This is a genomic window from Aquamicrobium lusatiense (assembly GCF_014201615.1).
In the GTDB taxonomy this organism is placed as follows: domain Bacteria; phylum Pseudomonadota; class Alphaproteobacteria; order Rhizobiales; family Rhizobiaceae; genus Mesorhizobium; species Mesorhizobium lusatiense.
This window is the reverse complement of the sequence record NZ_JACHEU010000002.1, coordinates 150,267-175,684: the sequence shown is the minus strand read 5'-3', so window position 1 is coordinate 175,684 and position 25,418 is coordinate 150,267. Positions and strand designations below refer to the sequence as shown.

The 25,418-nt window shown below is 63.4% G+C and carries 29 protein-coding genes; all 29 read right to left on the bottom strand.

Features of this window, described 5'->3' with window-relative positions; genetic code table 11:
• Window positions 1-47: 47 nt before the first annotated feature.
• The gene (locus tag HNR59_RS14865) at window positions 48-1,694 is read right to left on the bottom strand and encodes an MFS transporter (protein ID WP_183831804.1); all 1,647 of its coding nucleotides are present in this window, start codon (window positions 1,692-1,694) and stop codon (window positions 48-50) included.
• A 226-nt stretch (window positions 1,695-1,920) separates the two neighbouring features.
• A complete protein-coding gene (gene fliQ / locus HNR59_RS14860; protein WP_183831803.1) occupies window positions 1,921-2,187 on the bottom strand; it encodes a flagellar biosynthesis protein FliQ in 267 nt (88 codons plus the stop codon).
• Window positions 2,188-2,217: 30 nt separating this feature from the next.
• Window positions 2,218-2,652 (bottom strand): flagellar hook assembly protein FlgD, encoded by a 435-nt coding sequence (gene flgD / locus HNR59_RS14855; RefSeq protein ID WP_183831802.1) that lies wholly within the window; start codon window positions 2,650-2,652, stop codon window positions 2,218-2,220.
• 2 nt (window positions 2,653-2,654) lie between these two features.
• Complete coding sequence (gene flbT, locus HNR59_RS14850) at window positions 2,655-3,101, bottom strand: flagellar biosynthesis repressor FlbT (protein ID WP_183831801.1); 447 nt, start codon at window positions 3,099-3,101, stop codon at window positions 2,655-2,657.
• Complete coding sequence (gene flaF / locus HNR59_RS14845) at window positions 3,098-3,445, bottom strand: flagellar biosynthesis regulator FlaF (protein WP_183831800.1); 348 nt, start codon at window positions 3,443-3,445, stop codon at window positions 3,098-3,100. The genes flbT and flaF overlap by 4 nt, the downstream gene beginning before the upstream one ends.
• A 15-nt stretch (window positions 3,446-3,460) precedes the next feature.
• Window positions 3,461-4,510, bottom strand: a complete 1,050-nt coding sequence (locus tag HNR59_RS14840; RefSeq protein WP_183831799.1) for a flagellar hook-associated family protein — start codon at window positions 4,508-4,510, stop codon at window positions 3,461-3,463.
• A 2-nt stretch (window positions 4,511-4,512) separates the two neighbouring features.
• Window positions 4,513-5,949 (bottom strand): flagellar hook-associated protein FlgK, encoded by a 1,437-nt coding sequence (flgK, locus tag HNR59_RS14835; RefSeq protein ID WP_183831798.1) that lies wholly within the window; start codon window positions 5,947-5,949, stop codon window positions 4,513-4,515.
• A 27-nt stretch (window positions 5,950-5,976) separates the two neighbouring features.
• Window positions 5,977-7,227 carry a flagellar hook protein FlgE gene (locus HNR59_RS14830; RefSeq protein WP_183831797.1) on the bottom strand — a complete coding sequence of 417 codons (1,251 nt, stop codon included), beginning with the start codon at window positions 7,225-7,227 and terminating at the stop codon, window positions 5,977-5,979.
• A 100-nt stretch (window positions 7,228-7,327) separates the two neighbouring features.
• Window positions 7,328-7,996 carry a response regulator transcription factor gene (locus HNR59_RS14825; RefSeq protein ID WP_183831796.1) on the bottom strand — a complete coding sequence of 223 codons (669 nt, stop codon included), beginning with the start codon at window positions 7,994-7,996 and terminating at the stop codon, window positions 7,328-7,330.
• Window positions 7,997-8,185: 189 nt separating this feature from the next.
• Entirely contained in the window at window positions 8,186-8,728 is a 543-nt protein-coding gene (locus HNR59_RS14820) for a transglycosylase SLT domain-containing protein (RefSeq protein ID WP_246374754.1), read from the bottom strand.
• Window positions 8,706-9,572 carry a flagellar hook-length control protein FliK gene (locus HNR59_RS14815; RefSeq protein WP_183831794.1) on the bottom strand — a complete coding sequence of 289 codons (867 nt, stop codon included), beginning with the start codon at window positions 9,570-9,572 and terminating at the stop codon, window positions 8,706-8,708. The genes HNR59_RS14820 and HNR59_RS14815 overlap by 23 nt, the downstream gene beginning before the upstream one ends.
• A gap of 293 nt (window positions 9,573-9,865) precedes the next feature.
• The gene (locus HNR59_RS14810; protein WP_183831793.1) at window positions 9,866-11,200 is read right to left on the bottom strand and encodes a chemotaxis protein MotC; all 1,335 of its coding nucleotides are present in this window, start codon (window positions 11,198-11,200) and stop codon (window positions 9,866-9,868) included.
• Window positions 11,197-12,429: a MotB family protein gene (locus HNR59_RS14805; RefSeq protein ID WP_183831792.1), complete on the bottom strand. Its 1,233-nt coding sequence runs from the start codon at window positions 12,427-12,429 to the stop codon at window positions 11,197-11,199. Before HNR59_RS14805 ends, HNR59_RS14810 begins: the two co-directional genes overlap by 4 nt.
• Window positions 12,426-13,040: a hypothetical protein gene (locus tag HNR59_RS14800; protein WP_183831791.1), complete on the bottom strand. Its 615-nt coding sequence runs from the start codon at window positions 13,038-13,040 to the stop codon at window positions 12,426-12,428. Before HNR59_RS14800 ends, HNR59_RS14805 begins: the two co-directional genes overlap by 4 nt.
• The gene (fliF, locus tag HNR59_RS14795) at window positions 13,040-14,704 is read right to left on the bottom strand and encodes a flagellar basal-body MS-ring/collar protein FliF (protein ID WP_183831790.1); all 1,665 of its coding nucleotides are present in this window, start codon (window positions 14,702-14,704) and stop codon (window positions 13,040-13,042) included. The genes HNR59_RS14800 and fliF overlap by 1 nt, the downstream gene beginning before the upstream one ends.
• 117 nt (window positions 14,705-14,821) lie before the next feature.
• Window positions 14,822-15,751, bottom strand: coding sequence for a flagellin N-terminal helical domain-containing protein (locus tag HNR59_RS14790; RefSeq protein ID WP_183831789.1), 930 nt, complete (start codon window positions 15,749-15,751; stop codon window positions 14,822-14,824).
• Between the two features lie 189 nt (window positions 15,752-15,940).
• Window positions 15,941-16,891, bottom strand: a complete 951-nt coding sequence (locus HNR59_RS14785; RefSeq protein ID WP_183831788.1) for a flagellin N-terminal helical domain-containing protein — start codon at window positions 16,889-16,891, stop codon at window positions 15,941-15,943.
• Between the two features lie 182 nt (window positions 16,892-17,073).
• Entirely contained in the window at window positions 17,074-17,766 is a 693-nt protein-coding gene (gene fliP, locus HNR59_RS14780) for a flagellar type III secretion system pore protein FliP (RefSeq protein ID WP_183831974.1), read from the bottom strand.
• Between the two features lie 71 nt (window positions 17,767-17,837).
• A complete protein-coding gene (locus tag HNR59_RS14775) occupies window positions 17,838-18,326 on the bottom strand; it encodes a flagellar basal body-associated FliL family protein (protein ID WP_246374728.1) in 489 nt (162 codons plus the stop codon).
• Between the two features lie 10 nt (window positions 18,327-18,336).
• Window positions 18,337-19,041 carry a flagellar basal body L-ring protein FlgH gene (gene flgH / locus HNR59_RS14770; protein ID WP_183831787.1) on the bottom strand — a complete coding sequence of 235 codons (705 nt, stop codon included), beginning with the start codon at window positions 19,039-19,041 and terminating at the stop codon, window positions 18,337-18,339.
• Window positions 19,038-19,649: a MotE family protein gene (locus tag HNR59_RS14765; RefSeq protein WP_183831786.1), complete on the bottom strand. Its 612-nt coding sequence runs from the start codon at window positions 19,647-19,649 to the stop codon at window positions 19,038-19,040. Before HNR59_RS14765 ends, flgH begins: the two co-directional genes overlap by 4 nt.
• A 2-nt stretch (window positions 19,650-19,651) precedes the next feature.
• On the bottom strand, window positions 19,652-20,740 hold the full coding sequence (locus HNR59_RS14760) for a flagellar basal body P-ring protein FlgI (protein ID WP_246374750.1): 1,089 nt from the start codon (window positions 20,738-20,740) through the stop codon (window positions 19,652-19,654).
• Between the two features lie 146 nt (window positions 20,741-20,886).
• On the bottom strand, window positions 20,887-21,375 hold the full coding sequence (gene flgA / locus HNR59_RS14755) for a flagellar basal body P-ring formation chaperone FlgA (protein WP_183831785.1): 489 nt from the start codon (window positions 21,373-21,375) through the stop codon (window positions 20,887-20,889).
• A gap of 6 nt (window positions 21,376-21,381) precedes the next feature.
• Window positions 21,382-22,170 (bottom strand): flagellar basal-body rod protein FlgG, encoded by a 789-nt coding sequence (flgG, locus tag HNR59_RS14750; protein ID WP_183831784.1) that lies wholly within the window; start codon window positions 22,168-22,170, stop codon window positions 21,382-21,384.
• 10 nt (window positions 22,171-22,180) lie between these two features.
• Complete coding sequence (gene fliE, locus HNR59_RS14745; RefSeq protein ID WP_210307369.1) at window positions 22,181-22,489, bottom strand: flagellar hook-basal body complex protein FliE; 309 nt, start codon at window positions 22,487-22,489, stop codon at window positions 22,181-22,183.
• Window positions 22,489-22,905 carry a flagellar basal body rod protein FlgC gene (flgC, locus tag HNR59_RS14740; RefSeq protein WP_183831782.1) on the bottom strand — a complete coding sequence of 139 codons (417 nt, stop codon included), beginning with the start codon at window positions 22,903-22,905 and terminating at the stop codon, window positions 22,489-22,491. The genes fliE and flgC overlap by 1 nt, the downstream gene beginning before the upstream one ends.
• A 5-nt stretch (window positions 22,906-22,910) precedes the next feature.
• Entirely contained in the window at window positions 22,911-23,291 is a 381-nt protein-coding gene (gene flgB, locus HNR59_RS14735; protein WP_183831781.1) for a flagellar basal body rod protein FlgB, read from the bottom strand.
• 64 nt (window positions 23,292-23,355) lie between these two features.
• Entirely contained in the window at window positions 23,356-24,036 is a 681-nt protein-coding gene (locus HNR59_RS14730) for a hypothetical protein (protein WP_183831780.1), read from the bottom strand.
• Window positions 24,026-25,414, bottom strand: coding sequence for a flagellar protein export ATPase FliI (gene fliI, locus HNR59_RS14725; protein ID WP_183831779.1), 1,389 nt, complete (start codon window positions 25,412-25,414; stop codon window positions 24,026-24,028). The genes HNR59_RS14730 and fliI overlap by 11 nt, the downstream gene beginning before the upstream one ends.
• Window positions 25,415-25,418 lie beyond the last annotated feature (4 nt).

The window sequence follows — 25,418 nt, the reverse complement described above, 5'->3', positions numbered from 1 at the left end:
CTCTGCGAAACTAGCCGCTCAAACTTGCGCGAGGGTGGGGTGCAGGGTCAGTGCAGGTCGATCGGGCCCTTCGGCGTGACGATGGCCTGCTGGGCGCTGGTCTGCCGCTCGATCAGGCGGCGCACGCGGGGTCTTTCCGTGCCGCTGTGCAGGGCGCGGATGCGTTCCGAAATCGCGGCATCGGCGAAGGTGGCGCGGGTGTTGTGACGCACATATTCCAGCCATGTCGGCGTATGGTAGCTTTCCATCCAGATGTCGGGATTTTCGAGATCGCGCGCCAGCGTCCAGTTGCGCGCGCCGTCGCGGCGGCGGATGCGCCCGCGCTCGGCCATCAGCTCGATGAACTCCGGCAGGTCCTTCTCCTGAATGACATATTCGATCATGATGGCGATGGGGCCGCTGCGCGGCTTCAGGTCGAGCGACAGCAGCGGTTCGGTCCAGCGGTTGAGCGGGTCGAGGTTCATGGTGGTCAGCTGCGGCAGCGGCACGGCAAAGCCGATGGCACCGCCGGCAAGCATGGTCAGCGATGACGCAATCAGGGCTGCCTCCACGCCATGCGTTTCGGCGACGACGCCCCAGATCCAGCTTCCCAGCGCGATGCCGCCGAAAGTGGCCATCTGGTAGATGGAGAGGGCGCGACCGACCACCCAGCGCGGGGTCGACATCTGCACCGTCACGTTGAAATGCGACAGAGCCAGCACCCAGCAGGCACCGCCGATCAGCAGGCCGGAGGCCGTCAGCCAGGCATAGGAACTGAGTGCTGCGGTGAGCGCGCAGATGGCGAAGCCGACGAAAGCGCAACGCACCATCACCTCGCTCGACAGCATCTGGCGCAGGCGACCGCTGATCAGCGCGCCGCCGACGGCGCCAAGCCCGAATGCGCCCAGCATGATTCCGAAGGTAAGCGGCCCTCCCTGCACCAGATCGCGCGCGACCAGCGGCAGGAGGGCGAGAATGGAACCGCTGGTAAAGCCGAAGGTGGAGGAGCGCAGCAGCACCTTGCCGATATTGGGCGACATGGCGACATAGCGGATGCCCGCTCCCATCGCGGCCCCCAGCGTCTCGCGCGGCAGCTTCGAGGCGGGCAGGTTCGGCTTCCAGCGGGCAAGGACGGTCAGAAGGGCGATGTAGCTGGCGGCATTGACGGCGAAGGCTGCCGCGGCACCGGCCGCGGCGACGATGATGCCGCCGATGGCAGGGCCGACCGAGCGGGTGAGGTTGAAGCCCATGGAGTTCAGGGCCACCGCTGCCGGCAGGTCTTCGCGCGGCACCATATCGCCCACCGAAGCCTGCCATGAAGGGTTGTTCAGCGCGGTACCGCAACCGATCAGGAAGGTGAAGGACAACAACAGCCACGGCGTGATGAGGCCCTTATAGGCGAAGATGGTAAGCAGAACGGAGACGATGAGCATGAAGCTCTGCGCCACCAGCATCACCTTGCGCCGGTCGAAGCTGTCGGCGATCGCACCGCAGGCCAGCGAAAACAGCATGATCGGCAGCGCCGTGGAAGCCTGAACAAGGGCCACCATATCCGACGAGGTGGTGATCGAGGTCATCAGCCACGCCGCGCCCACGCTCTGGATCAGGCCGCCGAAATTGGAGGCGAGGCTTGCTGTCCATACCGCACGGAATATTCCGTGCCTGAAAGGGGCGAGAGTGGAGCTTCGGTGGGTGTCGTGTTCGTCGTCGATCACTCGTTATGTTCCACCGTGAGGCGGACCTTTTCAAAATCCGGGTTGCCCATGGACGAATATATTGGGCGCAAATCGTTTCGGAGAAGTATGTTTCTAACATGGGCGCGTCGCGCCGCCGTGTCCAGTCTCGCCACGCGTGGACCGGTGCCGGAGAGCGAACTGGCACAGAGGGTTCGGACGAGGGACCCGAAGGCAAAGCTGCTTTCGCGTCTTTGCCGGAAAGGCTCTAGAAGCCGTTCTCGACGCGTTCGAAAATGACGTTGGCAAAGGCCGAAATCTGGCTGCCGACGAAGGGCCCCGAGAGCGCCACCACAAGCATGATCGCCACGATCTTGGGCACGAAGGTCAGGGTGATTTCCTGAATCTGGGTCAGGGCCTGCACGAGCGCGATGCCGATGCCGATGACCATGGCGACAAGCACTACGGGGGCGGAGGCGACAAGCACCGTCCACACCGCATATTGCATGATGTCGAGCGCATCGGCTTCGTTCATGGCAAAAGCCCCGTCCTGAGGGCGATCCGTTCAGGTTGTGGCCGGACCGGTGTCACCTGCCGGCGGCGCCGTGATGCTGATGCCGGGACCGACCAGAACCTGCTCTCCGGATTCCAGAACGGCCACCATGCCGTCGCTGAAAACCCGCACTTCCTTGACGATGCCGGAAACCTCACCATCAAGCGAACTGATGGAATGCCCGATCAGGCTGGTCGCCTGCGACAGGCTCGACGCCTGCAGGATCTGGTCCAGCTTGGTGTTGGCTTGCATGGACTGCTCGACCTGCGAGAAGGTGGCGAGCTGGGCCACATACTGGGTGGAATCCATCGGCTGCGTCGGATCCTGATTTTTCATCTGCGCGATGAGCAGCTTCAGGAACGAGTTGTAGTCCACCATGGCCTTGGACTGGGCCGAGGACGACTGGTTGGCGCCGGCAGGAATTGATGTGGTCATATCGACGTTCATGGTCAGCGTGCTCCCATGGCCAGCGGTTCGAAATCCCGCAGTTTTTCCCGGTCATTGCCGCCCTGCAGGGCGGCCTGCTCGGCCGGATAGAGTGAGCGTATGGTTTTCAGCGCGCCGTAGACGTCGCCTTCTGCGACCATACGGTCGACCTGCTTGAGGCTGGCAAGGATGTGCTCGTCCCCGAAACTGGCCAGCAGAAGCGGCAGCGACTTGCGGAACATGTCACGCGCGTCGGGGGCACCTTGCGGGTTCATCAGCATGACCTGAAGGATGAAATAGATCTGGCGCAGGGGCGTGCTGGCGTCTTCCGGCTGAAGCACGTGATTTTCCAGCAGGAACTGAGCGTCGTTCATGATCTCGATGGAGACCTTGCGGTCAGGGCGGATCACCGCGCCATTGATGTAGAGCTTCTCATTCGCCTTCAGGGACAGCTTGAGGGTGCTTTTCATTGAATGCCATCCCGGATGATCTGGGAGATCTCGATGATGCCCTGAAAATCGCTGGTGCGGCCCTGCCTGATGTCCTCGGCCTCGCGCAGCACCCACATGCCGATTGAGATGAGATTTGCGCGCAGCTCCTTCGGCAGGGCATTTTCGCCGGAACCGAGATCCTCAAGCAGCGTCGCCCAGATGCGTGCGGTGAAATGCAGCGCCTCCACGGCTTCGCGCGATTCCGCGCCGGCTGCGGCTGCGGCCGTCAGCATGTCGATCGACCGGCTGAGCAACTGGCGCTCGCGGTCTTTGGCATCGGCCACCGAGTCGGTCTGAATGTCGGCGTAGGAGAATTGATACATCGCGAATTCGCCCCGTCAGGTGAGGTAGTTCAGCAGGCTGAGCTGGTTGATGCGCGCCGTCAGCGCGAAGGATGTCTGGATATGGCTCATCAGATCGTTGACGCGGTTGGCGGCCTCGTACGGGTCTACGCCCTCCAGTGCGATGATGTGCTTCTCGAACAGATCGATCTGGGTGTTGATGCGGGTGCTGGCATCCGACACGCGATTCTGGATGATGCCGGTCTGCGACTGCAATTGTCCGAGATCGGCAATCGCTTCACCGGCCAGGGCCTGCGCGCGCGTGGCGACGGCCATTTTGGCTTCCTGCGACAGGTTGCCCGAGAAAGCCTCGAAGGCGAGCGTCGCGGCCATGGCGACCTTGCGCAGACCCTCGTTGTTTGCGCTCACCGAGGTCTGCGTGGTCTCGTTCAGGGCTATGCGGCTGACGATCGCCTGATCCGTCGCGCTCGACCAGTTCGCTTCCCAGCCCGCACCCATGAACTGCGGTTCCACCACGCTGGTCATGAATGTTTCGATATCGGCGGCGGAAATGCCGGCGGCGGCCGGATCGTCCTTGGTGAATCCGAAATGGCTTAGGAAGGCGGCATCGAATGCTGCTTTGGCCGGCGAGGAGGATGACGTGTAGTCGTCGAGGGGACGGACGTCGGTGTTGGTGCCGGCAAACAGATATTCGCCGTTCATGCTGGCGTTCAGCAATGTGGACAGCGATTGCAGCGTAGTGCTGCCGCTCTTCGATGTTACGCTGTCGGATGCATCGCCGGCGACGGCCACGGTCAGCACGTTCACGAGGTTCTGCGTTGCCGATACGATCTGGCCGAGCGAATCCTGTGTTGATTTGAGGCGGGCGGACACCAGCGCGTTGGAATCGACCAGCGCGTTCAGCCGGTCGAGGTCGCGGTGAAAATTCACCGCCTGCGCGCTTCTGGCCCCCAGCGCCAGCCCGGTATCGGCCACCTTGCCGGTGTCCATCTCCTTCTGGGCTTTTACCAGGTCGACCTGCATGCGCGTCTGCGAATAGCGCATCGCATTGGAGATGGCGGCTGATGAGACGGAAACTGCTTTCATGGTCAGACCGCGTTCAGCAGGGTTTTCAGCATTTCGTCCACCGTGCTGAGCAGACGGGCGGATGCCTGATAGGTGTGCTCAAGATCGAGCATGAGCGACATTTCAGTGTCGATGTTGACGCCGGTGGCGTTGGAGAGCGCTTCGGCCGTCCGGGATGCAAGCGCCTCCTTGGTATCGGCCTGCGCGGTTGCCTGCTGGCGCGCATTGTCGAGCCAGCCTATGGCGCTGGCCGAATAGGCCGTGACGCTCGAAGACGCCGTGATGCCCGCGGCCGGGCTGAACGTCATGGGCTGGTCGAGCTTGTCGCCGAGCGCAATCAGCCGGTCCGCGAAGGATGCCGTTCCTCCCGCGTTCGCCACATAGGCGGCGCCATTGGCCCCGCCATCGCGCAGCAGGGTGACGTCGCCGCCCTGCTCGGGATCGAAGGCCGCGTTGACCGAAATCTGCCCGGCAAGGCCGGTGACGAGGCTGCCGGGGACGGCTGGCGCGCCGTTCCATGTGAACAGTCCAGCGGCATCCGACAAAGGCGGCGCGCTTTCGGCAAAGGCGCTGATGAGTCCGCGCGCGATCTCATCGAGCTGCGCCTGCATCGTCACGCTGGTGCTGTCGCGCAGTTGCAGCAGGCCCGCAAGCTTGCCCGATGCCTCATCGGTGCCGGCGGAAACCGGCACATTGTCGATGTAGACAGTCGAGCCGGCCATGCCCGGCGAATAGGCTGCCGATGGCGCGAAGGAAACGGGGCGCGCCACCGTCTCGAACATGGTGATGCCGTTCGTGGTGGTGATCACCATGTCGTTGTCGGCGCGCATATGCGTCGTCACGGGCACATGCTCGGCAATTCTCTTCAGCAGGGCGTCGCGCTTGTCGAGCGCATCCGACACATCGGCTCCGGTGCGGGTGCCGGAGACGATGGCCTTGTTGACGTCCTCGAACTGCGCCAGCAACTGGTTGAGTTCCGAGACCGAGGCGGCGATCTGGCTGTCGGCTTCGGCGCGGAAGGCCTGTATGGCCTGTGTGCCGTTGTTCAGCGAGCGCACCGCCTGTTTGGCCGCATCAACGACGGTAGCGCCGACATTCGGGTTGGACGGCGTCGTTGCATAAAGCTGCAGGGCATTGTGCAGCTTGCCGATGGCGCTGGAAGCCGACGAGGCGTTGTCCACGCCGTTGACTGCAAGTTGCAGCCGGTCAAGCCCGCTGGCCAGCGTGCTTTGTCCGCTCCAGGCCGAAATGGCGGTGATGTTCTGGCGAAAGAGCTGCTGGTCGACGGCGCGCTGGATGGTGACCATGCGCGCGCCGGGCGCGGTGCTGACAACCACGCCGGTGCGGCGCGCATAGTCGGGGTTCGACGCATCCGCCACATTCCGTGTGACAACGCTGGTCTGGCGCGACGTCGAAAGAAGCGCAGATTGAGCGATGCTGAGTGCGGATGAAAGTGACATGCTGCGGTTTTACGGCTGACGCCGCCTTTATCTCTTGAGGTTGACGAGAACGTCCATGAGTTCCGAACCGGTCTGGAACACCTTGGAATTGGCCGTATAGCTGCGCTGCGCGGCGATCATGTCGGTCAGCTCCTCGGCGATATCGACATTGGAGTTTTCCAGTGCGCCCGAAACGATGGACCCGCGCGTCTTTTCATTGGCAAGGCCGATGCTGACATCCCCGGACTCACTGTTGGCCGCGAACACGTTGCCGGGCAGAACGGTCAGACGGTCGGGGCTCGGAACCTCGGCCAGCGGAATGGAGAACAGCTTTTCGATCGTGCCGTTGCCGTAGATGGCCGACACAACGCCATCCTTGCCGATCTCGATCTTCTCGATGGCGCTGCCGGCGTAGCCATCGGCATTCTGCACGACCGACGGCTGGGTGCCGGTCTCGGTCATCTGGGAAAAATCGAGATCGATTGCCTGTCCGCCCGGCAGGGACAGCGACAGCGTTGTGGCAGCCGGATCGATGGCGCCAGTGACCGGATCGAAGGTCAGGTTCGTGGTTCCCAGCGCGCCGGAGGAATAGGGAAAGCCGCCGCCCGGAGCCGCATCGGCGCGGTCGAAGACTGCGACCTCCCATGTGCCGGCGCCGGTGTTGGTGAAATGCACATCGAGGATGCGCTGGGTGCCCTGCGCATCATAGACGACGAGCGAGGAGCTCACCGTGCTTTGCGCCGATACGCCGTTCGCAGACGGCAGGTTGGCCGGCGGCACCGGAGTGGAGCCGGTGGGTATGCTGCCCTGAAAAGCGCCTTGCGTGGTGGCCTTCGCCGGGATCTCGCCTTGCGGAACGGCGACGGGAACGAGGCTGCCATAGTCGGCCGAACCGGATGCGGGCGTAAAGCCGTAGGGGTAGGCCATGAGCTGGAAGCCGGCCGCATTGACCAGACGGCCCTGACCGTCAGGCACGAAGGCGCCGGCACGGGTCAGGAACTTGGTGCCGCCGGGATCCTGCACGACAAAGAAGCCGTTGCCGTCCACGGCAAGGTCGGAGGCGGAGGTGGTGTATTTGTGGATGCCCTGCTGGCTGATCGAATTGATCACCGTGGTGGTGACGCCGCCCGATGTATAGCTGCGCCCGGTGTTGGGCATGACCATCGACGAGAATTCGGTCGAAGCGCGCTTGTATCCGGTGGTGTCGGAGTTGGCGATGTTGTCGGCGGTCGTGGCCAGCTTGCTCGACTGGGCCGCCATGCCGGAAACGCCGGTACGCATCATTCCGTAGAGGCTCATTGAGACGTCTCCTCAGGTCCACCTTGTGTGGCGGGCAGGATAGACCGTCTGTCTTGCGCGAAGCTGGCGCGGACCTGACCTTGTGTCGCGCCTTCCTGCCTCACAGTACCAGCCGGTAGCCAAGGAAGCGCTTGGACTCGATGGGGTCGTGCCCCAGCCTTTCCCGCAGCTTCTTGCGCAGTTTGGAGATGTGGCTCTCGACCACGTTCTCCTCCACCTCGTCATCGAAGATGCCGTAGATGGCGTTGAACACCTGGGTCTTGGTGACGCGCCGGCCGCTGTTGGCGGCCAGATATTCCAGAATGCGGCGCTCGCGGCGCGGCAGCGGCAGGGGCTGACCGTCGATCTCGGGATCGCGCCCGTCCATGAAGATGCGCATCCGGCCGACCTCGGTGTAATCGGGCTCGGTCTCGGCACGGCGGCGTATGGCGCTGATGCGCGCCAGAATCTCGCGGATGTGGACGGGTTTGCGCACCACATCGTCGACGCCGGATTCAAACAGCTTCAGGGTATTTTCCAGCGAGTTGTGTTCGCTGAGCGCGATCACCGGAGCGCCGGTGCGGCCACGGATCTGGCGCGGCGATACGCTGCCTTCGCGGCAATCGCCGATCAGGAAGGCGCTGACGGAGCGAAGGTCATCCTCCCGCGCACTCGTCACCCACTCGTCGAAGTCGTCCGGCGCGAAGCCCGTGCAGGCAACGCCTTCCCTGTCAAAAAGTGAGTTGAAGCCCGCAGTTACGAGTTCGCGTTCGTCCACGACAACGATCATCGGCCCGCCTTCCGAATCAATTTCAATAACCCCAAAAAAAGGGTTAACGGCCGGTCTGAATCCTGACCAACCTTCAATTTTTGCGACCATAATTTTGGGGAGTGATAAACGCTGAGGTTGTGGCGTTATTTTTGGGATTTTGACCCGTTTCAGCGCAATTTCGACCAGAATGCCCTGATCGGCTACAACTCACTGGCGGCAGAAGCTGCGTGCGTTGTCCGTCCACTTGCCGAAGCCGACCGCCACCATGTTGGTGATGACACGGCAAATATAGGTCTTCTGCGCGGGGTCGTTATCGGGGCCGGCATGGTAACGCGCCACCGCCATCGACCAGGTGGAGTGGCGGGCATGGAGGCTGAGCAGAAAGCGGGCGGCGTAATCCACGTTGCGGCGCGGATCGAGCATGTCCTCGATGCTTCTGAACTGGTTTCCGTGGTAATGATGATTGATCTGCATGCAGCCCAGATCGATCAGCCTGCGCCCCTCGCGTTTGGCTTCATGAAAGGCCGAAACGGCTTCGGTGCGATTTTTCGGAAACAGCGCTTTCCCTTCTATATTCAGGGCGTTGGGTTGCAGGCTGCCCTTTCTTCCGGTCTCCGTCAGCCCGACGGCATAGAGGATGCCGGCGGGAATATCGTAGCGTTGCGAGGCCCGCAATATCTCCTTCTCGCAGGAGTTCGTGGCTGCTTTTGCCGGCGCAGCCGACAGATCATATATAGAGATCGCCAGCATTGCCGCCGCGAGAAGACGCAGCTGGCGTGCCGATTTTCTCATGTCTGTCTGCATTGTTTCCGGATGCATGTCGTTCCCCCCGGGAGCTGTCATGGCCCGATTGTCCGGACTGAAAATCAGAAGTTTGCCGATCCGGCATGTTCATTTCCGCAGGGCGACCGGCAGGTGTCGCTGTTGCGGAAGGCTGCAAGATCGTCACCTTTCCGATGTCGAAGCCGAGATCGCGCATGGCGCGCGTGATGGTTTCACTGTCCGACGAAAGCCGATGCCATCCCTCATGCGTGTCGGGAATGATTTCAACCATGAGTTGATTTCCCGACAGATGCAGGCGGGCGCTGATCATGCCGAGTTCAGCCGGATGCAGCTCGATCCGCAGGCTTTGGGCCGGGCCTGAGGGTTTTGGAGCGGAAAAAGACGCCGCCGATTGCAGGGATTGGGTCTGCCGAACACTTTCTTCGCCCGCCAGCACCTCGACCAGAGCCGCAACCGTTGGGTTTACGTTTACGGAAGCAGGAGCGGCGAAGGTCTGCACGGACGTTACCGTCACGCGCTCGGGACGTGTTTCGTGGAGAGTTTCGTCGGGCAGCTGATCGGGAAGCGATGCGGACAGCTCCGGTACAGGTTTTCCGGCAGAAGTCGGGGCGCTATCGGTCGTGCCGCCATCCATGATCAGCGCGGCGCGTTCAGGTCTGGTGTCCGTGCGGATGCCGGAAACCGCGCGTTCCGGTTGGTCGGGCTTAGGCGCTTGCGTGATCCCGATCCCGTCTTCCGGCACTGTGTCTGCGGGGAGGTTTTCCTCGCCGGTCGCGGCCGCACGTTCGACGTCACGCAGGCTGATCAGCAATGGCAGACAGTCGCCTATTGCTCCGACATGGACCGGATAGCCCTGCGGTCCGGCGGGAGAAACTGTGTCGATGGAGGCTTCGCTGTAGGTGTCTGCGATATCCTCCGCGGCGTCGGATTTTTCCGGACCGGGAATAGCTCTGGCCTTTGCTGGAGAGCCGGTGTCGTTCCGCGCCGAACCATTGCCGGCGTCGATCAGGCCGTCAAAGGAGCCGGTCTCTTTTGCTTCACCCTTTTTGGGTGCCGCGGTGGGGTGAGCGGATGGCGCAACCGTGGTTTGACCTATGCTGGTATTCATAGCGGGGCTGTTCCAAGCAACTGGTCGATCTTTCCAATGGCGCGTCGCGTTCTGGAGATTGCCTCATCCGTCTGGTCTGGTTTCGCAGGCGGCTGCGCGTCCAGTGCGATGGCGGGGGAGGCCGCTTCAGACGGTGCAGGGGCAGGCGTGTTTCCGGCTGATGCCGGTTCGGGCATGATGCCTTCAACGAGCGGCAATTCAGCCTCATCCTGTGCGGTGATCGCATGAGGAGCGGGTGTTGCGGGATTTTGCTTTGCCGCCTTTGCAGGAGGCGAAGCAAAGACACCAGCCGGCGGTGCGATCACTTCGCTGGTGACGGTACGCACGGCATCGAGCAGCATCCGATCGCCGGGGGAAAGCTGGTTTCGATCGATGCCGCGCAGCTTCTTTGCCAGGTCTTCTACCGGTTCGTCCGCCACTTTGGACAATCCGGAATAGAGCTGCGTGCGGGCATCGTTGCTGCCTGCCTCGCCCTTGCCGGATTTCGCTTTTGCGGCGGAGAAGGCCGACAGCTGGGCAAGCCCCTCGATCGCTGCTCCGCGTGCGATCCGCAACCAGATCACATGCCTGCGCTCCGCATCCATCATCGAAACGATTTCGTCGAGCTTGTCGCGGCCGATGACGGCATCGAAAGCGACCGCACCGGTCACAAAGGAATCCGCAAACTGGCTCGCATAGGGCGAATGCAGGAAACGCGCCACATACTGGGTTGAAGCGCGGGTGAAACGCTCCGCATCCGACATGCTCACCGCGATGGCGATGGAGCGGCGCAATGCGGCTTCCTCGACCAAAGTGCCGGGAGCCAGAAGCCGCGCCCGGTCGAGCAGTTCCAGCGCTGTTTCCGGCTGTTCCCGCGCCAGAAGCGATCCTTTGACGAGGCACACGAAGGTGACGATGTCATCGGAAAGCGCGTTCATCTCGATGCTGTCGAATGCTTTCAGGGCGGCGGCCGGGTCGCCTTCCAGATAGGACATTACCGCATCCGCCAGCGCCCGATCAGCCTTGTCGAGAGTGAGGCGGGCAATGGCTTCCTGCAAGGTGGCGGGGTTGCCGCCGCTCATGCCGTAGACCAGAAGCGCGCGAAAATTGCGTGGTTCGGAATATGCATCGGTGCCGGCCTGCCGCAGGCGCGCGTCGGTGAGTTCGAGCAGCTTGGCCTGCATCGGCAGTGCGGCATGGTCGCCGCCGGCGATCCGGTCCTGCACCAGCTGCAATGAGCGCACCAGCTGGAAGGGCTGCAGACCTTCGTTTGCAGGCGCTGCATGGGCAGGCAGGGCAAGACCGATACCCGCCGCGCAGATCAGCCAAAGGGACAGGCGAAACCTTCTCATCCCTCAGGCTCCAGAAGGATGGCGATGCGGCGGTTGACGGCTGCGAAAGGATCGGCGGCGTTTCGCGGCATTCTGTCGGCAAAGCCGGAGACTTCCTTAATGCGCTTTTCGTCGATGCCGCCTCGCAGCAGCATGTAATAGGCGGCGTGGGCGCGTGCCGTCGAGAGGCGCCAGTTGTCATAGGAGCCCCTGCGGAACGGGCGGGCGTCGGTGTGGCCCTGTATCGAAAGTTTGCCTTTCTGTGCGCTGAGGATCTTGCCGATCTTGTCCATGGCGATCACCAGTTCGCGCCGGGGCGTTGCGGCGCCGATCTCGAACATGCCGAAATCGAGCTGGTCGGTTATGGTGAGCACCACGCCGCCCTCGGTGGCTTCCACGGAAATGCCGTCGCCGATCTTGTCGCCCGAGCCGAAAGCCTGTTCGATCTTGCCGCGGATTTCGGCTGCCGCCTGTTCAGCCTGCTGCGCGCGGTCAGCTCCCGCCTCGGCGGCCATGGCCGGAGCTGCCGTTTCCTGCAGAGCTTGCTTTGAGGCTGTTTCTGCGGGACCTTCGTCACTGCTTTTTGGGGCTGCAGCGTCAGTCGGGGCTTCCCGCTGTGCCGTCTCCGCTTTCGGGGCCTCCGCGCTTGCCTCGGCCAGCGGGTCGGTCATTTCCTGAGACCAGAAATCGGGAGCGAAGGGATCGCGGTAGAACTCGCCGCCGGAAGCGCCGGAGGCTGGTCCCGCATTCTGCCTGCCGCCATCGCCTTTTTCGCTGACGTTCTGCATCTGCCCGGTTTCGGCCGCGATTTCGGCCAGCACGGCATACGGGTTGGCAAACAGGGCTTCGTCCGGTGACAGCAGAGCCGACCCCGGGCCTTCCATCTCGTTGCGTTCGGCAGACGAACCGGGATTGCCTACACCTTCGACGCCTGTCGTCGCATGGGCTTCGAGAGGATCGTTTTCCGCCCGTCCCGAAGAACCGGGACCGGTGCCGAGATCTTCAAGGCCCTTGCGGTTGGCGTTGCGGTCGATCAGCTTGATCGGGTTGAAGTAGCTCGCCACCGCTGCCCGCGTCTGTTCATTGGCGGCATTGATCAGCCACATGACCAGAAAGAAACACATCATCGCGGTCATGAAATCGGCGAATGCGATTTTCCAGACGCCGCCGTGATGCGCTTCGTCCTCATCGTGCCTGCGGCGCACGATGATGATTTCCTGCCGTGGTTCGGTGGTTTCGTTGCTGCTCATGACAGCATTCCGGAGAGTGCCGCCGACCATTCGTTCATGCGGGTTTCGATGACGGTTTCATCGATGGAAACGGTCAGGTCGAAGCCGGGGGCTTCGGTGAAGGCCAGCCTGCCGGCGCGTTCTCCCAGCATCTTGCTGAAGGTTTCAAACAGATGGGCGGGGCCGCGCACCTCTATGCGTATGGCCTCTGTGTCGGCAAGCGTGGCGGCGACCGTTCTGGCAAGCTCGGCCAGCGAGCGCTCGCGCAGCGTTTCGGTGAGCACGCCGCCTATGGTGCGGGCAGCAGCAGCGCCCATCGCCTCGCAAAGCTGATCCTGCAACTGGTCCATGCGCGCCGAGACAAGTTCGCCGAGGTCCGTGCCGAGGCTTTGCAGGAGGGCCTGCGCCTCAAGCGCTGCGTTTTCGCGTTCCACTGCCAGCTGGGCCGCATGTTCCTGCGCCATGCGTTCTCCAAGCTCCGCTTCCGCCCGGAAAACTGCCTGAGCGATCAGCGCATCGACGTCCGGCGCGGCCACTCGCGCTTCGGCCGAGGCATGGACAGGTTCATGCCGGGCGTTGTCATTGGACCGGCCGAAATCGGGCAGGAAATCCCAGAGAGCGGCTGCGGACATCAGGCGGCAGCCTCTGAAACGGTGGAAGCTGCTTCAGCGGCAGCCCATTTGCGCAGAATCTGGGCGGTGCGTTCTTCATTGAGGTCGACCATACGGGCAAGGCGCTCCTGCGGGGCGGGGCGAAGCCGGCGGCTGATGTCGTCGATCGGGGCAGGGGAGGTTGCGCCCATATTGGTGAGCGCGGGCGGCTCTTCTGCGCCGGCGGCCATGTCGGGCGTCGGCAGCGAGCGCTGCACGTCCTCGAAGCTTGGGGCTGCAAGGGCTGTCACAGGCTTCGCAGTCAAGGCCGCCGCCATGGGCCGAAGGCCGAAGAAGGCGACGAGGAAGGCAACGGCCACAAACGCCGTCGCATTGATGAGGGTGCCGGTATATTTGCCCATCGCGTCCATGACACCGGGCTGAGGCAGCGCTTCGCCGTCGAGACCATCGATGAACTCCACCGCCGACACGTCGATGACGTCGCCGCGCTTTTCATCAAAGCCGGTGGCCGATGCGACGACCTTGCGGATTTCCGCCACGCGCTCATCAAACTGCTGCGGCGTTGCATTTTCTCCGAGAATCGACAGCAGCCGGTGCTGGTTGACGACCACAGCGACCGACATGCGGTCGACCGTATAGCCGTTCGAGATGGTGGCGACGCGGCGCGAATTGATCTCGTAATTGGTGATTTCCTCGCGCCGGTCGTTCTGCGAGCTGGACTGCGGCCCGTCGGAGCTGACCGCCTGCGTTTCGGGCAGGTTCTGCTCGACGCTGGTGGGCGAAGCGGTCTGGCGCTGGCTGCTCGCTTCGTTATTGCGCACGCTCTGAACCGAACGCTCCACGCGCGAGGCCGGATCGAAGATGGTTTCCTCGATCTGTCGGGTGTCGGTGTTGACGTTGGCTTTCACGCTGGCGCGGAAATTGTCGGTGCCGAGATAGGGGGTCAGCGCGCGGCGGATGTTGTCTTCGATCTGCGCCTCTACGGTCTGCTCCACGCCAAGCGAGCGGACGGCGCTGGTGTTGGAAGGATCGTCGCCGGCAGCCAACAGGTTGCCGGCAGAATCAAGCACGGTCACCTTTTCCGCGCCCAGGCCGGGAACGGCGGCCGCAACCAGATGACGGATCGAGCGCGCTGTCTTGCTGCCGTCGGTTCCGGCGTAGCGGATCACTACCGAGGCCGATGGCTGCTGCTCTTCGCGGCGGAAATTGGCGCGCTCCGACATGACGATATGAACGCGCGCCGCCTTGATGCCGGCCAGCGACTGGATGGAGCGGGCGATTTCACCTTCCAGTGCGCGAACGCGGGTGATCTGCTGCATGAAGGAGGTGAGGCCGAGCGACCCGACATTGTCGAACAGCTCGTAGCCGGCATTGGCGCTGTTGGGCAGGCCCTTTTCGGCCAGCAGCATGCGGGCGCGGGCGGTGTTGCCGGATGCCACCAGAACGCTGGTGCCATCGGAGCCCACATCGAAGGCGATGCCGGCTTCGCCCAGAACCATGCCGATCTGGCTCACGTCCTGCCGCTCCAGCCCGACATAGAGCGTTTCGTAAGCGGGGCGGTTCAGATAGATCGAGCCGACCACGATCGTGGCCATGATCACAGCCGCCATGGCGCCCATCAGCGTCAGGCGCTTCGTGCCAAAACCCTTGAGGTTTTCGATGATTGTCTGGATCTGTTCCGGCACTGCCCCACGGCTCCCGCATATTGGCCCGTTCAGAGCCTAGCTGCCGAAGCTTGTGCGAAAATGAAATCGGGCCGCCTGTGCAGCGGCCCGTTCATGCCGGAGTGGGGGCGCTTACCGTCAGCCCTTGAACAGGGCGAGGATGTTCTGCGAATTGGTGTTGGCGATCGAGAGCGACTGGATGCCGAGCTGCTGCTGAACCTGAAGCGCCTGAAGGCGGGTCGATTCCTTGTTCATGTCGGCATCGACAAGCTGGCCGACGCCCTTTTCGATGGAATCCATCAGCTTGGACACGAAATCCTTCTGCATGTCGATGCGGGCTTTGGCAGCGCCAAGCTCTGCCGCCGCATTGGTCATCTTGCCCAAAGCCGATTCGATGTCGGTGAGCAGATTGTCGAACTTGGTGGATTCGTCGGCACCGGTCACGCCGGCAAGGTTGTTCAGGTCGATGTTGAGGATCGACACACCGGAGGCGGTGCCCGTGGTGTCGAGGATGCCTGTTCCCGCGGCGGGTGGCGTCACGCCGGAATCGATCAGCCTGATATTGGTGAATTCGATGTCGATGGTGGTGGTGGAGACCGCACCGCCGGAATCACGGTTATAGGCCGAGATGATCGAAACCTTGCCGGTGGCGCCGGTCGTCTGGAGAAGATTGGAGCCGGCATAGGAAGCGCCGCCGATGCTGTCACGCAGCTGGGCGACGTAGGTGTCGATCTCGGCCTGGATCTTGGCGCGCTCCTCGACGCCCGAAGCCTTCGCGAGCAGCACCTTCTGCTTGATCTTGTCGACAACCGTATGGGCGGAATTCATTGCTGTATAGGCGGTGTCGACCTTGCCGGCTCCGAGGCCCAGTGCATCCTGAACCACGGAATTGGCCTGATTGTCGGAGCGCATGGTGGTGGCGATCGACCAGTAGGCGGCGTTGTCGCTGGCGTCGGCGACGCGATAGCCCGTCGATATACGGGCTTGTGTCTGCTCGAGAGCCTTGTTCGTCGCGCTCAGGCTTTGCAAAGCCGTCATTGCGGATGCATTCGTCATGATGCTCGACACTGGTGCTACCCCTCGGTCAACAGGCGTTCCGTTCGCCACGTGGCGAAACTTTCGGTTAACCATAATTACGAATTCGTGGTTAACAGACGATTAAAGCGGGCGGCGTGGGGTGGCAGAAAAAGAAAGGCCGCGCTTGCGAAGAAGCGCGGCCCTTCAGTTTTCAGAGTTCCGGCCGTGGCCGGACTGCTTTTAGCGGAACAGCGACAGGATCTGCTGCGAGTTGCCGTTGGCGATCGACAGCGACTGGATACCGAGCTGCTGCTGGACCTGAAGGGCCTGCAGACGGGTCGATTCCTTGTTCATGTCGGCATCGACGAGCTGGCCAACGCCCTTGTCGATCGAGTCGGAAAGGCTCGACACGAAGGAGGACTGCAGGTCGATGCGGGCCTTGGCGGCGCCGAGTTCGGCAGCACCGGTCGACATGGAGCTGAGAGCTTTTTCGATGTCGGTCAGCATGTTGTCGAAGGCTGCCGACTCGGTCGAGACGTCGCCGGCCGTGTAGCCTGTGACACCGGTCAGATCGGAAACGCTCAGGTTGAGGATGCTCTTGGTCGAGGCCGTTCCATCCTTGTCGAGCGTGCCGGTGCGGGCATCGGCAGCGGTCGGGTTGCTGTCGATCAGGCGGGTTTTGCTGAAGTCGACGTCGATCGTGCCGGTGGTGACGGCGCCGGTGTCATCGCGATTGTAGGAGGTGATGACGTTCAGCTGGGTGGCAGTGCCGGCGGAATCGGTCTTCAGCAGGTTGGAGCCGGCGTAGTTGGCGCCGCCGATATTGTCCTTGAGCTGTGCCTGGTAGGTGGCGATCTCGGCCTGGATCTTGGCGCGGTCTTCCGTGCCGGCTGTCTTGGCCAGCAGGACCTTTTCCTTGATCTTGTCGACCACCTCGATGGCCTTGTTCATGGCCGTGTAGGCGGTGTCGATCTTGCCGGCGCCGAGGCCGAGCGAGTCCTGAACGACCGAATTGGCCTTGTTGTCCGAACGCATGGTGGTGGCGATCGACCAGTAGGCGGCGTTGTCGGAAGCGGTGGCGACGCGGTAGCCGGTGGAAATGCGGCTCTGCGTGGTCTCGAGCGCCTTGTTGGTGGCGTTCAGGCTCTGAAGCGCGGTCAAAGCCGAGGAATTGGTCATGATGCTGGCCATGGATACACATACCCTGATTTTACTGGAAATCTGACATACCGGGTCGACCGGTATGACGGTACGGCATCATGCCAATGATCTGCTAAGCGCGATCACCCGCCATTTCCGGAACTATGGCGGAAAGTTGCTTCGAAAAGCATAAGCAACATGGTTAACAGATGGTAAGTGCTGCTTTTTTCGGTTCAGCTGAACGATCGCACCAGCGAGCCGACAAGCAGGTTCCAGCCATCGATCAGCACGAAGAACAGAAGCTTGAACGGCAGGGAAACCACCGTGGGCGGCAGCATCATCATGCCCATGGCCATAGTGATGGTGGCCACGATCAGGTCGATGACGAGGAAGGGCAACACGATCAGGAAACCGATCTCGAAGCCGCGCCTGATCTCGGAAATCATAAAGGCCGGCACCAGAATGCGCAGATCGACCTCTTCGCGCGAAACGGTCTGTCCGCGCTCGCGGGCAAGGTCGGCGAACAGGTCGAAATCCTTGTCGCGCACATTCTCCAGCATGAAGGTTCGGAACGGATCGGCGATCTTGCCCATCGCCTCGGCCTGTTCGATCCGGTTGTCCATCAGTGGCTGGACACCTTCGTTCCAGGCGCGGTCGAAGGTGGGCGCCATGACATAGAAGGTCATGAACAGCGACAGCGAGATCAGGATCAGGTTGGCGGGGGTGGATTGCAGGCCGATGCCTGCGCGCAGGATCGAGAAAGCGATGATGAAGCGGGTGAAGCTCGTCACCATGATGAGCAGGCCGGGCGCCACCGACAGCACGGTAATCAGGCCGAACATCTGGATGATGGTGCCGACCGTGGAGCCGCTCATCTGGCCGATGCCGCCGAGATCGATCTGCTGCGCCAGCGCGCTGCCGGTCATGACAAACAGGCCTGCGACGGCCACAAGAACTGTGCCGGCAAGTGCCGAAGGTTTCACTCGAACAGGCGTTTTCATTCGAACACGAGCGTCCTGATCAGCACGTCGCGGACCCTGCCGTCGGTGCGCAGCATGGCTCTCTCACGCAGGTCCGCCTTGAGGTGCTGGAGTCCGCTCGGGCCTTCCGCCTGATGCATCTTCAGGGTGCGCATGAAGGCCAGAAGATCCTGATGGACTATCGCGGCCGTCTCTGTCGGCAATTCCTTTTCGATCAGCAGTGAAACGTCCATGCGCACCCATATGTCCATGGGGGCGGCCATGTTGGTGGTGATCGGCGGCAGGTCCTGCGTGATCAGCTTCAGGCCGGACGTGGCGATAGCCGGCTGGGATGCCGTCTGCGCGGCGGGTGGTTGCGGCGCCTGTGGCTGCTGGCTCTTCAGATAGACGCCCGCACCCCAGCCGATGCCGAGCGCCGCGACTGTGAGACCGGCCAGCATCGCGATCTGGAGGATGATCGACGGACCCTTCTGCGTCGGTGCGGGTGCGGTATCTGCCATCGCCATGGTGTTTTCCCTAGAACGGCAGGACCTGATCCAGGATCTGCTGGCCATAGGCCGGCTGCTGGATCTCGGAGATGCGCCCGCGTCCGCCGTAGGAGATGCGGGCTTCGGCAATGCGCTCGTAGGAAATGGTGTTCTTCGCGCCGATGTCGGATGGGCGCACAATGCCGGCGATATGCAGGACGCGCAGCTCGGCGTTGACGCGCACTTCCTGCGATCCCTTGATCATCAGATTGCCGTTGGGCAGCACTTCCGTCACCACGGCGGCGACGTTGAGCGTAATGGTCTCCGACCGTTCGGTCGCGCCGTCCGCATTGGTGACGGTCTTCGATTTCAGGCTGCCATCGCCGGAACCGCCGGTCGAGGATCCGTCCCAGCCGACATCGGCCTCGAAACCCAGTGTCCGGCTGGCGGTGCGGCTGCGGTCGTTCTGGTTCTTGAAGCGGGCGCGGTCGTTGATCTTGATGTTGACGGTGAGAATGTCGCCGGCGCGCAGCGCGCGCGGATCGGTGAACAGGCGGCTCTGGCGATCGTCCCACAAGGAGAAGCGCTTGACCGGCTTGGCCGGCGTTTCCGGATACTGGTAGACCGAGACGCTGCCGCCCTCGATGCCGGAACCGACCGGCGACAGCGCCGGTTCCTTGTTGACCTCGCGCAGGTCCGTGGCGCAGCCGGCCAGCGCCGAACAAGCGAGGATGAGTGCGAGCCTTCGCATCATGAGGGGTCCGTCCTGCGTGCTGCGCTGGCCATGACGCTGGTGAGAATGGCCGCGGCCTTCTGGTTCATTTCGTTGAGGATGACGCTGGCCTTGCGGGCATCCAGCTTCATCAGGATCGCTGCGGCCAGATCCGTCTCGACCATGGCGAGACGCTCGGCGGCGGCATCGGGCTTCATGCCGGCATAGATGGAGACGACGCTTTCCTCAGCGCGGGCGAGAAACAGCTCGCGGCGCTTGAGCCATGTCTCATATTCGGCCCGCTTCTCTTCCAGCGCCCTGATGCGCTTGTCGACCTCGCCCTGCAACTGCTTCAATTCTTCGGCCTGCAGCGCGTAGCGGCGGTCGCGCGCGGCATCGGCGATGTTGGAGCAAAAGCGCTGCACCTCGCTGGCGTCCCGGTCGAGGTCAGGGGCAGGAGTCGGTGCGGGGGACAGTGCGGTCGCGGCGGCGGGTGATGGGGCAGCCTCACGCTCCAGTTCCTGAGGTGCGACCGTCTCCGGCGCGCCCGGCAGCACCTGACGGATTTCCGCCGCTGTCGCCGGAACAATCAGTGTTGCGGCGAGCGCTGCATAGAGAAGGAGAGAACGGCGGGGTTTGATCACGGACATGGTCACTGCACCACGAGATCGGCCTGAAGGGCGCCGGCAGTCTTTATGCCTTGCAGGATGGCGATGATGCCGTCGGGCTTCACACCAAGGCGATTGAGCCCTGAAACGAGTGTTTGCAGATCAGGCCCGTCAAGCATGGCGACCCGCGCATCGGGCGTGAAGATGCCGATCGCGGTGTCCGGTTCCACTGCCGTGACACCCTTGGAGAAGGGTTCCGGCTGGACGATGCGCGGCGCTTCGGTGATGCGCACGGTCAGCGTTCCGTGGCTGATGGCGACGCGTGAGATGCGCACCTGATTGCCGATGACGATGGTGCCGGTGCGCTCGTCTATCACCACGCGTGCCGGGGTGTCGGACTGAATGACGAGATTTTCGATCTCCGCGTAGAAGCGGGCGACCGATATGTTCTTCGGCTTGCGGATGGAGACGGTGCGTGCATCCTGCTCGGCGGCGACGCGAACTCCGAAACGCTGGCGCGTATAGGCGTTGATGGCGTCGGCGATGCGCACCGCGGTCGAGAAATCGGGATTGCGCAATTGCAGGGTAAGAATGGCCTGATCCCCGAATTCGGCTGCCACCGAGCGCTCGACGATGGCGCCGTTTGGCACGCGGCCGGCGGTCGGAACGCCCTGCGTCACCTGCTCGGCCTGCCCCTGCGCGTTGAAACCGGAGACGATCACCGGACCCTGACCGACCGCATAGATCTCGCCATCCGCCGCTTTCAGCGGGGTCATGATCAGCGTGCCGCCGGCCAGCGAGGTGGCGTCGCCCATGGATGAGACGGTCACATCGATGCGCGCGCCGGACTGCACGAAGGGCGGCATGTTGGCGGTGACGATGACGGCGGCGACGTTGCGTGCGCGTGCGCTGCCGCCTTCGGTGGCGATGCCGAGATTTTCCAGCATGGCGCGGATCGACTGCTCGGTGAAGGGCGAGTTGCGCAGCGTGTCGCCCGAGCCGGCAAGGCCGATGACGAGGCCGTAGCCGACGAGCTGGTTGTCGCGGGCGCTCTGCAATTGCGCGACGTCCTTGATGCGCGCCGCGATCTGTCCCGGCGGCAGATTGCTGGGAGCGGGCGCGACCTGAAACATGCGGGCGGTCTCGGCCGGATCGTAATCGTCGTCTATCGGCCCGCCTTTCTGGGCGGCGATGGCGCGTTTTTGCTCCCGCGTCAGCCCGTCGGCCATCAGCGGCTGCAACGGCATCAACACTGCCAGGGCAAGGATGACGGCGCGCTTCATGCGTCCACCCTGACGCTGCCGTCTTCCATGACCGTGCCGGTCAGCACCTTGCCGCTGTCGATGTTGCGCACCTTCACCACATCGCCGGGCGAACCGGGTTGCAGGGTCACGGCGGCAATCGAAATGGTGAGCCCGCCCGCGACGAAGCTCACCTGAACCGTCGCCCCTTGCTCAAGCATCCAGGCGGAGCGCACCGCGGAGACGGGAATGTAGCGACCGGGCAGCAGGGTGCGGCGGGCGACCTTGCCATCGAGCTCGGGAAGCGTGGTGGCAACGGCGGCGGGCTTCACCTTGCCCGGAACCAGCGTCACCTCTTTCAGGGTGCCGGCGCTGATCGTCTCGCCCGGATAGATCACGCGGTTCGGGATCAGCACGACCTCCTGCGCCCGTGCCGCCGTCCAAGCAGGCACGCAGGCCGCCGTCGCCATGGCGGCGGCGATGATGGTGCGGCGAAGGGCAGACGAGGATGAGCGCGTGGCAGGCATGGCAGCTTACCTGAGGTTCTTCGAAACGGTCGAGGCCATTTCGTCGGCCGCCTGAATGACCTTGGAGTTCATCTCATAGGCGCGCTGCGCCGAGATCAGTTCCGTGATTTCCTTGACCGGATCGACGTTCGAGCTTTCCAGATGGCCCTGTTCGATGGTGGCGAAGCCCGGATCGCCGGGAACGCCGGTGATGGCCTGCCCCGAAGCGGGGGTTTCCTGAAAGAGGTTTTCACCAAGCGGCGCCAGACCGGCTTCATTGGCGAAATTGGCGATCTGGAGCTGGCCGAGTTCCTGCAGGGCGGCCGCATCCTCGAACCGGGCGAAGACCTGTCCGGTCTTGTTAACGATGATCTCGACCGCATCCGAAGGCACGTTGATGGCCGGGATGACCGCGGCGCCGTCCAGCGTCACGAGCTGTCCCTCGCCATTGGTGTTGAAGGCGCCGGCGCGGGTGTAGAGCGTGCCGCCGTCGCTGCCTTCGATCTGGAACCAGCCCTTGCCGACGAGCGCGAGGTCGAAATTGTTGCCGGTACTGGTGAGCGGCCCCTGTATGTGAACATTGCGTACCGCAGCCGTCTTGACGCCGAGGCCGATAGACACGCCTTCCGGCACGATCGAAGCGTTGGCGCGGTTCGGCACGCCGGGCGCGCGGTCGACCTGATAGAGCAGGTCGGAGAACTCGGCGCGGGCGCGCTTGTAGCCGGTGGTGTTGATGTTGGCGATGTTGTTGGCGATGACTTCCAGATTGGTCTGCTGGGCGTTCATGCCGGTGGCGGCGATGGCGAGTGCTTTCACGGTGCGGCTCCTAGATGCTCATCCGGCTGACTTCGAGATAGGCGCTGACGATCTTGTCGCGGATGGCTACGGCGGCCTGCAGCGTCTGCTGGGCGCTCATCACCGCATCCACCACCTGACGCGTGTCGGCATTGCCCTTCAGTGCCTCGACCGACAGTGCTTCGGCGTTTTCGAGCTTGCCCACGGAACTCGACGCCGCCTTTGCCAGCGCATCGGCGAAGGAAGCGCCGGCGGTTGTGCCGGACTGCGAAAGCGAGGTCGCGGATGTTTCGGAGGTAAGTGCGGGCGTGAGGCGAAGCGCCCCGACAGGACCGATCATCACGGTGTCCTCATCAGGTCGATGGTCATGGAGATCAGGTCGCGGGCCTGACGGATGACCTGAAGATTGGCCTCATAGGAGCGGTTGGCTTCCGTCATGTCGGCCATTTCGATCAGCACGTTAACGTTCGGCAGCTTGACGTAGCCGTTCTCGTCGGCAGCTATGTTGCCGGGCTCGAATTCCAGCCGGAAAGCGCTCGGGTCGCGGTCGATCGCGCCGACGTCGACCAGCGATCCGCCGGATACGCGGTCCAGTTCCGAAACGAAGGTGACGGTCTTGCGCTGATAGGGATCGGCACCGGGAAAATTGCCGGTCGACTGGGCGTTGGCGAGGTTTTCCGAAACCACGCGCAGACGCTCCGACTGGGCACCGAGACCCGATGCGGCGATCCTGAGGGTGGCGGTAAGAGCGTCCATGTTCGTCAACCTTTCGAGACGGACAGGAGCATGCCGTGGAAGGCCTTGACGATCGCCGTGTTCATTTCAAAGGCGCGGCGCACCTCACCGGCTTTCATCAGCTCGTTTTCGACGACGACGGTGTTCTTCGAGGGCAGGAGCGCGCCGTTGTATTCCTGCGCCTGCGTGCGGAAGGAAGCTTCAGTCGCGCCAAAGCCCATATGGCCGGGCTGGGTCGAGCCCAGCGTCATGCCGGTCCGGTCCAGAACCTTCTCAAATGGCTCGACGTCACGCGCCAGATAGCCCGGCGTGTTGACGTTGGCGATGTTGCCGGCGATTGCGGTCTGACGCACGGCCAGCCATTGCGACTGCCTCGTGGCGAGATCGAACAGGTTGACGGGCTCCATGGGGCTCTCCGGTATTCTTGCCCATGGTAAGCATCCAGTCTTGCGCGGGCCTTGCGCCCGGCGGTCAGTTGGAAAGCTCGATCACCTGGTCCCTGCTGGTCAGCAGGACCCATTTGCCACTCCGGTTTTCAATGGAAGCGACGCGGCTGGAATCCGGAAGCCGGGAGCCGGCCTGCACCACCCACAGGCCGGCATCGTCCTCGATCATGGCCCGCCCGTTGGCGACGTGGACCAGCCGGAACTCGGTGGCTGCGCCCGGAAATGGCTGCTCATCAGGGCCGGGCGGGTCCGCGATGGCATCGGAGGCGATGGTGGCAGTGCTAAACATGTCGATATCGCCGGGCAGTTCAACGATGTCGCGCAGGGGCACAACGGGGTCGGCGTCGGCGACCAGCCTGCCGGAATTGCTGCCCTGTCCGCCAAGCCTCATGGCCCGGACGCCAAACTGTTCCTGATTGAAGAAAATGTACCAGGGAAACAGCGCGCAGGTCAGGCCGAGCGCAGCGCCCAGCGCGGCGATGATGAGGTCGCCGCGCCGGTCGGGCCGCTCGATTCTGGGAAAGGCTGCGGGTGGCGGAGCAGGCCAGCTCTCGGGGATTTTGACAGGCGCTTCGGCCGGTTTCCTGCGCCGTGAGAACAGGCCGTTAAGCAGTGAGGCGCGGCTGGCTTCCGCTTCCTCCTCGGCCCTTGCTTTGGCCAGCAGGTTTTGCAGCAGGGCTTCGGTGCGCTGGCGCTCACTGGGCATGGCTGCCTCTCAGATGGCGCGCCAGATCGGAGAAGGCATCGGCGCTGGCCGGATCGGAGGGCGATTGCCGCAGCGCCTCGTAGATCACCGGCACCTGCGTGACGGCGAGGTCCAGTTCCGGATCGGCGCCGGCCTGATAGGCACCCAGCAGGCGGATGTCGCGGGTGTCCTCGAAGCGGGCGATCATCGCCTTCAGCTGCGTCACCAGCACGCGCTGCTCGGGCGTCCATGCCCGTCCGGCAAGCCGCGAGATCGAGGCCAGCGGATCGACGGAGGGCAGCCGGCCCTGTTCGGCGATGGCGCGGTCGAGCACGACATGGCCATCGAGAATGCCGCGCACGGAATCGGCAATGGGGTCGTTGTGATCGTCACCGTCGACCAGCACCGAGATGATGGCGGTGATGGAGCCTGCGCCCTCGGCGCCCGGACCGGCGCGCTCCAGAAGCCGGGGCAGTTCGGTGAACACGGAGGCGGGATAGCCGCGCGCCACGGGCGGCTCGCCGGTGCCGGTTGCAACCTCACGCAAGGCATGGGCGAAACGGGTGATCGAATCCAGAATCAGAAGCACCCGGTCGCCGCGATCGCGGAAATATTCGGCCACGCGCATGGCCGTGTCCGGCGCGCGGCGGCGCATCATGGCGCTTTCGTCGCTGGTGGCTACGACCGCCACGGTCTTGGCCATGTTCGTGGCGCCCAGCGTGTCCTCAAGGAATTCACGCACCTCGCGCCCGCGCTCGCCGATAAGGGCGACGACCACGGTGTCGAAGGCATCCGCGCCGGCCAGCATGGCGAGCAGGGTGGACTTGCCGACGCCGGAACCGGCGAAAACGCCGAGGCGCTGGCCGAAGCAGAGCGGGGTGAAAATGTCGATGACGCGCACGCCGGTGTGGAAGCCGGTGCCGACGCGCTGGCGCTCCATCGCACCCGGAGTGCGTTCGGGGCCGCCGGCGTCTTCGGACCCGCGCAACAGGGGTGCGCCGGCATCGATGGGGCGGGCGAGAGCGTCGATCGCGCGTCCGCGCCACGACGGGTCGGGTACGATGGCGAGCGGCCCGCGCCGGAACACTGCGTCGCCGATGCCGGCATCCGCGTTGCGCTCGAAGGGGGCCACCACCACCTCGCCGCGCGCGATGTGGACGACCTCGCCCAGTGAACCACCTTTCCGGCCACGATGTTCCACCAGATCGCCGAGCCGGGCCAGTTCGCTCAGGCCGCCGACCTTGTAATGAGTGGAGGAAACCTCGCTGATGCGCCCGCCATGGCGGATCAGTTCCGACGGCTCTTCAAAGCGTTTCCAGATGTGTTCGAGCAATGCCAGCTTGTTGACGGGCGAGGGGCCACGTTCGGAAAGCCTGACGAGTGCATGGTCCTGCCTCATATTC